The sequence below is a fragment of the Mucilaginibacter sp. Bleaf8 genome, from assembly GCF_018390515.1.
In the GTDB taxonomy this organism is placed as follows: domain Bacteria; phylum Bacteroidota; class Bacteroidia; order Sphingobacteriales; family Sphingobacteriaceae; genus Mucilaginibacter.
Genome location: NZ_JAHBBK010000001.1, coordinates 17,713 through 32,299 on the forward strand (window position 1 = coordinate 17,713; position 14,587 = coordinate 32,299).

The window sequence follows — 14,587 nt, forward strand, 5'->3', positions numbered from 1 at the left end:
ATTATTCAACAAAGGAATACGTAGTGTTATGAATTTGAAACTACTTTTTTTGCCCCTTTGCTTTGCTGATATTCCGTAGGCGTGGTTCCAAATTGTTTCAGAAAGTTTCTGCCCAGGTGCGATTGTGAGCTGTAACCTACCAGCGCGGCAACTTCATACACTTTGTGTTCTCCTGCTTCGAGTAATTTTGCTGCAGCCTTTAACCTGGTGATGTTAATCAGTTCATTCAGGGAAAGGTCTGAAATAGCTTTTATTTTGCGATATAGAGTAGGCTTGCTCATATTCATTAAGTTAGCAATGTACTCTGCATCCAGTTCGGTGTTTTGCATATTGTTGCATATAATGCTGCCCAATTTTTCCAAAAACTTTTCGTCGGCCTTTGAATTTGCCATTGATCGGATAGGCGTTAGCGGGGAGCTGGCAAAGTGTTCCTTTATCTTGCTACGATTGCTGAGCAGGTTAGCTATCTGTACGTGTAAATGTTGCGGCGAAAATGGCTTGTCTAAATAAGCGTCAGCGCCAATATCCAAACCTTCAATTCTGCTCTGGAGGCTATTTTTAGCGGTAAGTAGAATGATTGGAATGTGGCTGTAAGCTAAATCTGTTTTTATTTTTTTGCACAGTTCAAACCCATCCATAACCGGCATCATTACGTCGCTGATGATTAGCTGGACCGTGGCTGATTCAATTTTGGAAATGGCTTCCTGGCCGTTCCGTGCCTTTAATACTGTATAACGGGTTTTCAGTTCCTGCGAAATAAATTCGAGTATTTCCGGATTATCATCTACCACAAGAACTACCGGATTATTGGTGTCTTGTACAATACCTTCGTTATCTGCTTCCGGTTGATCGGATGTTGAAATGCCCGATGAGAAATCAAATTCATGATCCTGATGTATAGGGATTGAAAGTGTAAATGTATTCCGGTCCCTTTTTAATTCATTTAGTTCCAGCTTACCCTTATGCAGTTCCGCTAACGAGCGCGAAAGCGGCAAACCAATGCCTGTACCAGTATGTCTTTCAGAAACCTTCATTCTAAAGAAAGGCTCAAATATCTTATCCCGCATCTCAAAGGGTACCGCATCGCCGTCATTTCTAAATTCAATATTGAACGTATCTTTTTCTGGCTGTTGCGCTAATAGTTCAACTTCAACCGTGGTAGTGCTGTACTTAATTGCATTGCCAATTAAATTGTACAGTATTTTGGTAAAGGCTTCTTTATCAACATAGGCATAAACACTTTCAAAGGGCTGCTTGAGTTTGTATGCCAATTCCTTATGCTCGGCTAAAGATCTGAACTGTGAGAATGTGTCTGTTAAAAGTTGGTTAATGTTGGTTTTAACAAAGTTAAGGCGATAGCCGTCCTGCTCCGCTTTTCTGAAATCGAGCAGTTGGTTGGTAAGCTCCAACAACCGGTTTGTATTCGTTTCCATGACCTTCAGGCTGTTTTGAATAGCCGGACTTTGCCCGGTGCTTTTCATAATACTTTCCATTGGCCCTTTTATTAAAGTCAGCGGCGTTCTGATTTCATGGGCAACATTGGTAAAAAATTCAATTTTAGCGGTATAGATCTGTTTTTCTTTATCGTGATTTAATGATTCAATAATCCGTTCGTTTTTCTGGCGGGTTTTGGCATGGTATCGTTTCAACAGAAAATAAACAAATACCACCGCTAACACCGCATAAATAAAATACGCATATACGCTTGCCCAAAATGGGGGCGCAATATTAATTTCAAGTGTAGTTCCGGCTAAATTCCACTGGCCCTTGCTGTTGATCGCTTTTACTATAAAGGTATAATGTCCGGGAGCTAATTGCGTGAAATATACTTTCCGGTTGCGTTTTAATTCAATCCAGTTTTTATCCAGCCCTTTCATCATGTATTTATAGCGGATCATTTCGGGAGCCGAAAAGTTTAATGCTGCAAAATCTATACTGAAAGATGATTGGTTATGGTTCAGGTTAACCTCTTTGGTAAGTAAAACAGATTGCTGTAATAACGTATTTTGCCCCCTGACAGAGATTTCCTGGTTATGTACCTGAAAGCCTGTAATATAAACCGGATAATATAAATTTCTTTGTTTAAATGCAGCGGGATTAAAGCTTATCATTCCCTTTACACAACCAAAATATAGTGTACCGTCTGCATCTTTATAGGCTGAGTTGTAATTGAACTGGTCGCTAAGTAAGCCGTTGGATTTGGTATAAATGTGTTGATTACCGTTGGTAAGGTTAAGGCATACCAAGCCATGACTGGTGCTGATCCATAGGTTTTTATTGTCATCTTCCAATATGCGGTACACATGATTGCTTGGAAAACCGTTATCTAAATTGTACACTTTGCTATGTTTAATGGCAGGATCATATTGCCACAAACCAATACCATCAGTAGCCAGCCAAAGCTTTTGGTTACTGTCCTCAAACACACCATTTATTGTGCTGGTTTCCAGCACATGCGCCTCCGGTCCAAATTTAATTTTAGCACCTTGGTTTGTAGGAATATGATAGCTATATAAGCCATCATTTACGGTGCCAAGCCAAATATTGCGGTTGTGGCCCTCGTGCATGGAGTAGATAAAAGCATTTACCGGTATTGCACTAATAGGTGTGAAATCTTTAGTGGTTTGCTGATACTTATACATACCCTTCGTTGTACCGGTATAGATGTCGCCGGCTTTGGTTTTACAAAAACCGATGATGAAGTTGCTTTTTAATTTATTACGCTCCTTACCGGCAAGGTATATGCGCTCAACTTTTCCCGAACTGATATTCAGAACATCCAGACCACGCTCAAAGGTGCCAACAAAAAGTTCGTTGCCATTAGGTAAAAGGCCATGAATGTTTGTGTTGGACAAGCCGCTGCTACCATTAGGGCAAAAGTGCGTCCAGGTACGTTTGTCTGGATTAAGCTTATTCAAGCCGTTGTCTTCTGTACCGAGCCACAGGTTGCCGTACGTATCCTTACATATTTCACGTACAACATTGCCTTTTAGCGAGTTTTCATGATCGGTACCGGGATAGTATTTGGTGAATATGGAATATTGCTGCGAGTAATAATTTAAACCGCCAAAATAAGTGCCCGCCCACACGCCGCTCTCTGTATCTTTATAAAGCGTATAAACGGCATTGTCGGAAAGCGAATAGGGATCGTTATAATTTTTCTTGAGATGGATTGTGGATCCGTTTTCCGTATTGTAAATGTATATGCCCGATTCGGTTGCAATCCATATCTGGTGATCATTATACTTCAAAAAGTCACGAACAAATATCTCGGTATGGTCTTCATTGTAAGTTAGCAGGTCTTTGTAAGTGCCTGTGGCGATATCAAATGCTTTCACGCCTTGATTGGTAGTCCCCACCAATAGTTTATCATTTCCGGCTGGATAGATTTTCTCAATAGCATTAGAGGCTACCCACTTTGAGTTTTTGAACAGGTTGTAACTCTCAAACGATCTCTTAGACTCATTGAATTTTTCCAAAGTGCCCGCTGTGGTTGACAGCCAGAATACGCCTTTGTGGTAAAGGAGGGAGGTGGCTTCAAAACTCTGAAGTGAACCATAATCCGTCAGCTTTCCATCAAATACGTTGTATTTGAATAGCGACGAACCAAAAATAAACCATGTATTGTTGAGCTTATCATGGGCAATGCTCCTGATTACATCCTGCTTATTGATACGCAAATGCGTAAAACCCTCACTGCTAAAATCGTATTTGTCAATCCCCTTATCGGTGCCAATCCATAGATTTCCTTTCGCATCCAGGCTGAGCGTATGCACCATATTATTGGATATGCTTTTCGGATCTTTAGGATCGTGCCTGAAAACTTTAAAAGTATAGCCATCAAAGCGGTTAAGCCCATCTTTGGTACCCAGCCACAAAAAGCCACGCTTGTCTTGCAGGCTACAATAAACGGTGTTGTTGGACAGCCCGTTTTCTACCTGGTAATGCTTAAAATAAAAAGGCTGCGCATTACAGATAAAACACGGAACAATAAACAGGAGCAGGTATAGGAAGTACGTTGGTTTCAAATTGGTTTACTTCCACAAATATATTTTTTTACCTGATAGATAACAAATGATACTTTTTAACCAATTATTGATACGATTTGATTAACTGATACCCTGCTAAATCAATTTAATTTACCCCCTGATTAAGGCACCACCAATTGGCCTTAATTGAGAAACAAAAACCAATCAATTATTAATTTATGAGAAAAGCTTTACAACTCAGGCATGGGATTTACTTCCGTATGCAATGGCCGCCCAACACCATAAGGTGGTCTAAAACATTAATGTTTTTTTTCTTACTGGTAGCTTGCCTGGCTTTTACCAAGCAGGCTGCAGCCCAGGTTAAAGTAAGCGGTACCGTTGTGGATACTACCGGGCAGGTTCTTATTGGCGTTGCTGTAAAGGTTAAGTCGGGCTCTGGAGGCGCTACAACGGATATTAACGGTAAGTTTACCATTACAGTTCCCAGCAACAACAGTGTGCTTACATTTAGTTACGTTGGTTTTGATGCACAGAGCGTGCCGCTGAACGGGCAAACCAATATCACTGTGCGGTTACGTTCCAGCAACTCCACTTTACAAGATGTTGTGGTTACGGGGTTCGGTTCGCAAAAAAAGGAATCAGTAACCGGATCTATATCATCAGTAACCAGTAAAGACATTGAGCGGGTACATGCTGGCGCTACAGTGAGTACTACTTTGGCTGGTAAATTACCGGGTGTAACTTTCCGAATGGCCGAAGGCAGACCAGGATCAGGAGCCAGTATACAGATACGTAACATGGGACGCCCCCTTTATGTAATTGATGGTATACAGCAAGATGAAGGTCAATTCAACAACCTGGCATCAAATGATATCGAAAATATATCTGTGCTTAAGGATGCAAGTGCTGCTATATATGGTGTTTTGGGAGCTAATGGCGTTGTTGTAGTAACTACCAAAAAAGGATCGGGAGAAACCCGTATCAATGTGGATGCGAACTATGGCATGCAAAATTGGACCCGCTTTCCGCACGTAGTAAATAATTCTTATGATTATATGCGCTATCGTGCCGAGGCGGAAATTAACCGCTTTGGTAGTACCAATATCACACAAGCAGAACTTGATAAATACCGGGTTGGTACAGAGCGTGGTTATCAAAGCTTTGATTGGAGAGAGTATGTTCTTAATAGTAACAACAATGCTCCACTGTCTACCATCAACGTGAATTTTACAGGTGGAAGTGATAAGTTTAATTATTATGTATCGGCTACAAGTTTTTACCAAAACTCGCAGCTGGGTAAGGAGTATGAGTTTAAACGTAACAATATTCAGTCGAACATAAGTGCTAAAGTAGCTAACGGATTAAAAGTAAGCTTGAACATTAACGGCCGTATAGAAAGTCGCGAAAACCCCGGTGTACCAGGCGGAGATGATTACTTTTTAGCCCGTTTTGCGGTGTTAAGAAATAAACCGACTGAGCGCCCTTACGCTAATGATAATCCTGAATATTTAAACACTATTTCGAATAATGAGTCAAATTACGCTTTTCTGAATAAAAAGACATCGGGCGTATATCGTAGCGACTGGCGCGTGGTTCAAACCAACTTTAATGCCGAGTACCAAATTCCAGGAATCAAGGGTTTAGTGGCTAAAGGTGTATATTCTTATTACTATGCTGATAACTTAGTAAACAACCACGAGTATACATACGATACTTATACCTATCAGCCAAATACTAACACCTACTTAAGAACTGGTGGCAGTAACAATCCGTGGCGCGAGCGCGAGCAGGTAAAAAATATCAATACAACTGCGCAATTGCAGTTGGTTTATAATAATTCTTTCGGAAAGCACACTATCGGCGGCTTACTGGTAGCCGAAAGGATGGAATTGCATAATTTAAGAAATTGGCTGCATGCAATACCTGTATCTAACAACTTGCCGCTTATTTATTTTGCTAATATTGATACCTACGACGATACTGACAATACAGACAGACGTGCCGGTTACATAGCGCGCTTCAATTACAATTATGCCAATAAATATTATTTAGAGTTGTCAGGGCGTCGGGATGCATCTTATTTATTTGCGCCAGATCAACGTGCTGGGTATTTTCCTGGTGGGTCTGTAGGCTGGCGTATTACCGAGGAGAACTTTGTAAAAAATTTTTTAGGCGACAAGAATACCTTAAGCGATTTAAAATTGAGAGCATCCTATGGCGTTTTGGGTGATTATCGAAGACCTTATGATGCTAACGTAACTGTAGTAGATCCATTTAAATTTTTGCCTGGATATAACTATAATCAAGGTTCAGCTGTTTTGAACGGGAATAATATTGTAGGTTCACGTGATCAAGGACCGCTTGTTACGCTACTATCATGGACGAAAAGTAGAATTTTTGATATTGGAGCTGACTTTGCTTTATTTAACAACAATCTGACCGGTACGGTTGATTATTTTTATCGTAAGAGAACAGGTTTACCTAAAGGAAGAGTTGACCGGTTAGTTCCGTCTGAACTCGGTTATGGTTTGCCAGACGAGAATTTAGAAAGTGATGCCCAATATGGTGAAGAGCTATCTTTAAATTATAATGGTACTATTGGAAAAGTAAGGTTCAATGTCGGTGGTAACATTGGTTATACACGTGCCAGAACCATTGACAGATATAATCCTACCTACTTCAATTCGTGGGATAAGTACCGTAATTCGGAAGAGAATCGGTTTAGAAACATTGATTGGGGACAAGAGGTTATAGGTCAGTTTACATCACAAGAGCAAATCAATAATTACCCTGTAAATATTGATGGTAAGGGAAATAGCAGCTTGATACCAGGTGATTTGATATACAAAGATCAAAATGGAGACGGTAAAATTGATGGCTATGACGATCGTCCTATCGGCTTTGGTTATGGTCAGCAGCCTAATATAAATTTTGGATTCACGATAGGCGGAACTTACAAAAATGTAGATTTCAGAGCCGATTTCTCGGGTGCATCAGGCTACACATGGTTCCAAAACTGGGAAACAAGATGGGCTTTCCAAAACGATGGTAACCTGAATACCATATTTGAAGATAGATGGCACCGTGCAGACCCGTTTGATGTAAACAGTGAATGGGTTCCGGGAAAATATCCCGCAAACCGCTATAATCCGGGTACAAGTCATTCAAACTATAACCGGAATTCAACCTACTGGCTGCATAATATTACTTATTTAAGAGCCCGGACTATTGAAATAGGTTATTCATTACCTGCAAAACTTTTAACTAAGGTAAGAATCAAACGTGCCAGATTCTATGTGAATGGTTATAATATGTTTTCGTTTGACAACATGAAAGATTATAGTCTTGATCCTGAGACTATTGATGATAACGGGCTGCAGTTCCCTCAAAGCCGGGTGCTCAATTTTGGTGTCAACCTAACTTTTTAATAAATACTTCTTAGCAAATTTTCCATGAAAAAAACATATAAAGCATTTATTCTTGCAGCTTTGCTTAGTACGGGCGCATGCAAGAAGGATAAAGAATATTTGGATGTACGTCCTAGACAGCTAGTTCCAACGGAAACATTGTTTTCTGACCCTGTACTAGTTTTATCAGCATTGGCTAATTTATACGATCGTCAGCTCGATTTTTCAGGGCTGGATAACGGCTGGGCATCATTTGTAGATTTTAGTGAGGCGTTCCCTTCAGAAAATGGCAGCGCCGGTATTGTTCAGCGAAATGGATGGGGTTACGGCGACTGGGGTACCTGGGATTACACCTACATACGCGAGCTGAACCTTTTTATTCAACGGGCTAATGCATCAACCGGTTTGAATGAAAATGATAAAAAAAGGTTTCTTGCCGAAGCACGCTTTCTTCGCGCCAATTATTATTTTGAGATGGTTAAAAGAATGGGAGGGGTGCCTCTTATTACTCAACCACTTGAGTTTACCGGAGATGTAACTAGTTTACAATTTCCGAGATCGAAGGAGTCTGAAATTTACGACTTTGTGATTAGTGAGGCCGAAGCGATAAAAGATATGTTACCTACTAATCCTGATGAAAAGGCACGGGTAACTAAAGGGGCTGCACTGGCTATGGAAGCAAGGGCTGCTTTGTATGCTGGCTCAATTGCTAAATACGGAGCTAACACGCCGCAGGTTTCGCTTCCTGGCAATGAAGTAGGCATACCTGCCGGCATGGCAAACGGCTATTACACCAAAGCGCTTGCCGCTGCACAACAAGTCATCAATGGCGGCGCGGGTAGTTACTCCTTATATAAAGAAATACCTGATTTGTCCGAAAATTTTGCCGCTGTTTTTTACGATAAAAGCAGTAAGAACAAGGAGTCGATCTGGGTTGAAGATTTCAAAACAGGTACCACAAAAACACATTCTTATACGGTTAACAATCAGCCTTATTCTTTATCTGAGGAAGGGGGCGACGCTGGCAGGTTAAATCCGTCATTGAATATTGTTGAAGCGTTTGAAAAACTGGATAATACTTATGCGCCGCTTCCTACGGTTGATGCAAGTGGTAATCCAATTTTTTATACTAATCAAAAAGACATCTTTGCAGGCAGAGATGCACGTTTGGAAGGCACTGTAATTATACCAAGCGGATTGTTTAAAAGCCAGCCGGTAGATATTTGGGCAGGTTATCAATTAGCAGATGGTAGCATTTTTAGCAGTTCGGATGCTACGGCCTTCAGAGCTTTACCGGGCACTACTGAAAATATCCAGGTTATTGGCCGGGATGGGCCGGCCAATGGTAAGGAGTTCAGAACACAAACCGGGTTTTACATCCGCAAGTATCTGGATCCGGTAATCGGTTCTGGCCGACGCGGCCGCCGTAGCGATGTAGCCTTTATCCGTTACCGTTATGCCGAAGTGTTGCTTAATGCTGCCGAGGCTGCATTTGAGTTAAACCAACCCGGAGTGGCACTTAATTATATGAATCAGGTTAGGTCTCGTGCCGGTTTAACAACGCCGTTAACCGAAATAAACTTCGATCGTATTGTTCATGAAAGAAGAGTTGAACTTGTTTTTGAAGGACATACTTTGTTTGACATGAAAAGATGGCGCCTTGCCCATATTGTATGGGACGGCAACCAAACCACCATTGCCGATTTAAAAAGCAATATAGGCAGTGCCAAAAAGCGCAATACGCAGCCGTGGGGTTTATGGCCTTATAAATACTACAATCCGGGAAACCCTAATAACGGCAAATGGCTGTTCAAAGAAGTAAAGCCGAATTTAGTAACAGGCGCAAACAGATTTCAGCTTGGTAACTATTATTCACAAATAGATAATAACATCTTATCGAACAACCCTAAGATTGTTAAGCAACCCAATCAATAATATCAAAGATTATGAAATTTAAATATCAATATTTAGTTCTGGTGGCAATTATGTGGCTGGCTACCTCTTGTAAAAAAGATACTTATGATGCGCCTAAAATAACATTGAAAGGACGTTTGGTTTATAATGGAGAGTCCATCAACCTTGAATATAATCAGGTTCCGTTAGAACTTTATCAGCCCGGTTTTGGTAAAACCGGAGCTATCACCGCTACCTTTGCCCAGGATGGTACCTACTCAATGTTATTGTTTAGTGGCGATTATAAGCTAATTATCCCTAATGGCCAGGGGCCATTCCGTTGGAGTGAGAATGCAACAACCAATAGGAGAGATACCATGAATGTGAGTATCAACGGCGACCAGACGCTGGATTTGAACGTAACGCCTTACTATCTAATAAGCAATCCGCAAATGGCTGTAAGTAACAGGGTGGTGACTGCCACATTCGGTATAAACAAAGTAATAACTGACGCTAACGCCCGCAATATTGAGCGTGTAACATTATATGTAAACAAAACGCAATTTGTATCAGGAGGTTCGGATTACAGTATTGTTGCCACTGATTTGGCAGGAAGTGCCATATCAAATCTGAACAGTGTATCTATGAGTGCAACAGTACCCGCCATTGCACCCACTCAAAATTATGCATTTGCGCGTATAGGTTTAAAAGTTCAAGGTATTGAGGATATGATTTTCAGTCCGGTACAAAAAATTCAGCTATAATCCTAAGGGCCGTCCAACTGACGGCCCTTGTTTTAAATTGCTTTTAATTCTAACTCTATATAAATGAAAAAAAGCCTGCTTATTTCTCTTTTATCAATTGTAAGCTTTGGTACAGTAAATGCCCAGCAAGGCCAATGGAAACCCGTTGGTGATCGCATCATGTCGCCTTGGGCCGGCAAAGTTAATCCGCAGGCACCACTGCCCGAGTATCCGCGTCCGATGTTGGTCAGGAACAATAACTGGAAAAATCTGAATGGATTGTGGAGTTATGCAATCGTGCCGAAATCACAAAACGAGCCGGCCAAATATGATGGTAAGATACTGGTGCCTTATGCAGTAGAATCAGCCTTGTCGGGCGTAGGCAGACCGGTTGGGAAAGATAGTTTGTTGTGGTATAAAAATACCGTAACCGTGCCATCATCCATGCGGTCCAAAAGCGTATTGCTGCACTTTGGGGCGGTTGACTGGCAAACTGAAGTATTTGTAAATGGTAAAAGCGCCGGAAAGCATGAGGGCGGATTTGATCCGTTTACCTTAGATATTACGCCTTATTTAGCTAAGGGCACTAAGCAGGAAATTAAAATTCGTGTATGGGACCCGACCGATGACGGCCCGCAGCCGCGGGGCAAGCAGGTTAAAAAGCCGGATGGCATTTGGTACACGCCGGTTACCGGCATATGGCAAACTGTTTGGTTAGAAGCTGTGCCTAAAACCTACATTGTATCAACCAAACAAACGCCCAACATTGATGAGCAAACCATTAAGGTAGCGGCAAGCGTAAAAAATATTTTACCCGGCGATAAACTTAGTATAGAAGTGATGGACGGGCAGCGGCGTGTAGCACAAACGCAGATTGATGCAAGCGACTCTGCGGCCATTAAACTATCGGATCAGAAATTATGGTCGCCGGCAAGTCCGTTTTTGTACGATTTGCGCATTACCCTGCTGCGTAATAAAAAACCGGTTGATCAAATACAAAGCTATTTTGCCATGCGCAAAATTTCAATGGCTCCTGATGCAAAAGGTATTCAACGGTTAATGCTCAACAATCAGTTTCTGTTCCAGTATGGCCCGCTCGATCAAGGATGGTGGCCTGATGGTTTGTACACGCCGCCTACAGAGGAGGCAATGGTGTATGATATTGATCAGCTCAAAAAAATGGGTTTCAACATGATCCGCAAACATATTAAGGTAGAGCCAGCCAGGTATTATACCTATTGCGATAAGCAAGGTATGCTTTTATGGCAGGATATGCCAAGCGGTGATTTAGGTAACGGCTGGGGCAACAACCCAGGTGTATATGACCAGGCCACCGATAAAGACCGCACGCCTGAGTCAGAAGGATACTATCGTAAAGAGTGGAACGCTATTATTAATACCTTATATAACAACCCATGCATTGTGATATGGACACCGTTTAACGAAGCTTGGGGGCAATTCAAGACCGAAGAAATAACCGAGTGGACCATGAAAAAAGATCCATCAAGGTTAGTAAACAGCGCCAGTGGCGGTAATTATTTCATGACCGGCCATATGGTTGATTTGCATAATTATCCGCACCCGGCTATGCCACGGCCTGAGCTTTTCGGTAAATATGTAGCTTTGGTTTTGGGTGAATTTGGCGGCTTGGGCTGGCCGGTAGAAGACCATATATGGCAAAGCACGCGTAACTGGGGGTACCAGAACTTCAAAAAACCCGAAACGCTACTGAAAAAGTATATCACCTTTACCGATCGCTTACAAGAGCTCATTAAACGAGGCCTTTCGGCTGCGGTATATACGCAAACCACCGATGTGGAAGGGGAAGTAAACGGATTTATGACCTATGACCGCAAGGTTACTAAAATGCCAGTCGATCTACTGCACAAAGAGCATATGAAACTATATGACGCTGCCTTAGTAACACCGGCTTCTAAATAACATCACTTAAATATAAATCTTATCTCATTACAAAATAGTTACCGTTTAACATATTACTTATAAATAATGACGAAAACATCAACCGTCCATCGTATCTGCACTACTTTCAAAAACAGGTATGTCAAATTACTTAGCCTGTCGCTGGCACTGGCAACAAGTGCACAGGCACAAGTTAGCAAGGCGCCTGCTTATCCGCTTATTACGCACAACCCTTACTTTAGCGTTTGGTCAAACACCGATACATTAAACAAATCGGTAACGCACCATTGGACAGGGCAGGAGCAATCTTTATTGGGGGTTGTAAAAGTTGACAACCAATTTTACCGTTTCATGGGTCAGGCCGAAATACAGTATAAGCCTGTATTGTCCATTGCCGAAGAGCAACCATACAGCTGCCAATACCTGATTGATGCGCAACCCGCAAGCGGTTGGCAAAATGCAGACTTTAATGATGCCGATTGGAAATCAGGTGCAGCACCATTTGGTGATGACCGTGCCAAGGCGGGTACAGCCTGGACCGGCTCAGATTTGTGGATGCGCCGCAAATTTACTTTAGATAAGCTGCCCGAGGGGCAAATGATGCTACGTGTTTTTCATGATGATGGCGCAGAGGTGTACTTGAACGGTCACTTAATTTCTACTATTCAAGGTGCAAACGGCGATTACGAGCCTTTCCCGTTAACAGCAGAAGCAAAATCGTTTCTGAAAACCGGGAACAACGTTTTGGCAATTCATTGCAAAAATACCGGTGGCGGCAGTTGGCTGGATGCCGGATTAGAATACCAGGTAATCAGCAAGTCGCCAATTGACGTAAAGCTGGCCTCGCAAACCGGCGTGAATGTATCGGCTACCCAAACCACTTATAATTTCAAGTGCGGTGCAGTAGATATGAAGGTCGTATTTACATCGCCATTGGTATTAAATAACCTGGCCTTATTGGCCAATCCTGTATCTTATATTACCTATCAGGCGTCAAGTAACGACGGTAGGCAACATCAGGTGAGCATTCTGCAAGGCGTATCATCAAATTTGGCCGTTAACCGTCCGTATCAGGAAGTACAGGCTAATGCCTATACTAAAAACGGCTTTAATATTTTAAAAGCAGGTACAACCGAGCAGCCACTGCTGCAAAAGAGAGGCGATAACCTGCGGATTGACTGGGGTTACGTATACGTGGCCGCAGCCGGCGCTAAGCAGTATATCTCCTCATCTTCAGATGCTGAGCAATCTTTTTACAAAAGTCAGCTGAGTTCTGGTACCAACAGAACCGGGAAACAATTAATGCTGAATACGGTAATCCCTGTAGGGGCTGTGGGCAAAGCACCGGTAAGCAAATTCATCGCCGTTGGTTACGATGATTTATATTCTGTTCAGTATTTCACCAACAACTTAAAGCCTTGGTGGCGTAACTCACAGGGTGCAACAATGGATGGCGTGCTGAGCCAGTCTGTTAAAGATTATAACAGCGTGCTGGCGCAATGCCGTGCAACAGATAGCAAAATTTACCAGGATGCAAAAGCAGCCGGTGGCGAATCATATGCACAATTGGGTGTATTGGCTTATCGCCAGAGTGTAGCTGCGCATCAGTTAGTAAAAAGCCCGGAGGGCGAACTGCTGTTCTTATCTAAAGAAAACTTCAGTAACGGTTCAATTAATACCGTAGACGTAACCTATCCATCTGCACCACTTTATCTGTTGTATAATCCCGAATTATTGAAGGGAATGCTGAACGGTATTTTCTATTACAGTGAAAGCGGTAAATGGACCAAGCCTTTCGCTGCGCACGATTTAGGTACCTATCCCATTGCTAATGGACAAACCTATGGTGAAGATATGCCGGTTGAAGAATGTGGTAATATGATTATCCTGACTGCAGCCATAGTAAAAGCCGAAAAAAATCCGGCTTACGCAAAAAAGCACTGGAACACCTTAACTACCTGGACTAACTTTTTAGCACAGGCCGGTTTTGATCCGGAAAACCAGTTATGTACCGATGACTTTGCCGGTCACCTGGCACACAATGCAAACCTTTCGGTTAAAGCTATAGTGGCTATCGGCGCATATGCGCAAATGGCAGCACAATTGGGCGACAATGCAACAGCCGCTAAATACACCGCCATGGCTAAAGAAATGGCACAAAAGTGGGAGCAGATAGCCAATGCAGGCGATCACTACGCGCTGGTATTCAAAAACAACGAAACCTGGAGCCAGAAATACAATATGGTTTGGGATAAGGTATTGAAGCTAAACCTGTTTCCGCAAAAAGTATATGATACTGAGTTGAAATATTACCTAACCAGGCAAAACGAATTTGGGTTACCGTTGGACAGCCGCAAAACCTACACCAAGTCTGACTGGATTTTGTGGACAGCGGCCATGGCCGATAACGCCAGCGATTTTAATGCGTTGGTAAATCCGGTGTATCAGTTTGCTATAAAAACACCTTCGCGCGTACCACTTACCGATTGGCACGAAACTGTTGACGGCAGAATGATCGGTTTCCAGGCACGTAGTGTGGTAGGGGGGTATTTCATGAAAGTGTTACGAAATAAGATGGAACAGAAATAACAAGCATCTTAACTTGTTGATATAGCCTAAGGCTATATCAACAAAC

General features: G+C 42.2%; 6 protein-coding genes. 5 read left to right on the plus strand and 1 reads right to left on the minus strand.

The features are described from left to right. Positions 1–26: 26 nt before the first annotated feature. Positions 27–4,028, minus strand: a complete 4,002-nt coding sequence (locus KHS38_RS00110; RefSeq protein ID WP_213485773.1) for a two-component regulator propeller domain-containing protein — start codon at positions 4,026–4,028, stop codon at positions 27–29. Positions 4,029–4,207: 179 nt separating this feature from the next. Here KHS38_RS00110 and KHS38_RS00115 point away from each other — a divergent pair, with 179 nt between their 5' ends. From KHS38_RS00115 to KHS38_RS00135, 5 genes are all read left to right on the plus strand, one after another. Then, positions 4,208–7,417 carry a SusC/RagA family TonB-linked outer membrane protein gene (locus tag KHS38_RS00115; protein ID WP_249665228.1) on the plus strand — a complete coding sequence of 1,070 codons (3,210 nt, stop codon included), beginning with the start codon at positions 4,208–4,210 and terminating at the stop codon, positions 7,415–7,417. 171 nt (positions 7,418–7,588) lie between these two features. Beyond that, the gene (locus KHS38_RS00120) at positions 7,589–9,331 is read left to right on the plus strand and encodes a RagB/SusD family nutrient uptake outer membrane protein (protein ID WP_502887905.1); all 1,743 of its coding nucleotides are present in this window, start codon (positions 7,589–7,591) and stop codon (positions 9,329–9,331) included. A gap of 11 nt (positions 9,332–9,342) precedes the next feature. Further along, positions 9,343–10,053 (plus strand): DUF3823 domain-containing protein, encoded by a 711-nt coding sequence (locus KHS38_RS00125; RefSeq protein ID WP_213485780.1) that lies wholly within the window; start codon positions 9,343–9,345, stop codon positions 10,051–10,053. A gap of 63 nt (positions 10,054–10,116) precedes the next feature. Further along, entirely contained in the window at positions 10,117–11,973 is a 1,857-nt protein-coding gene (locus KHS38_RS00130) for a glycoside hydrolase family 2 protein (RefSeq protein WP_213485783.1), read from the plus strand. A gap of 66 nt (positions 11,974–12,039) precedes the next feature. Beyond that, positions 12,040–14,541, plus strand: a complete 2,502-nt coding sequence (locus KHS38_RS00135) for a glutaminase family protein (protein WP_213485785.1) — start codon at positions 12,040–12,042, stop codon at positions 14,539–14,541. Positions 14,542–14,587 lie beyond the last annotated feature (46 nt).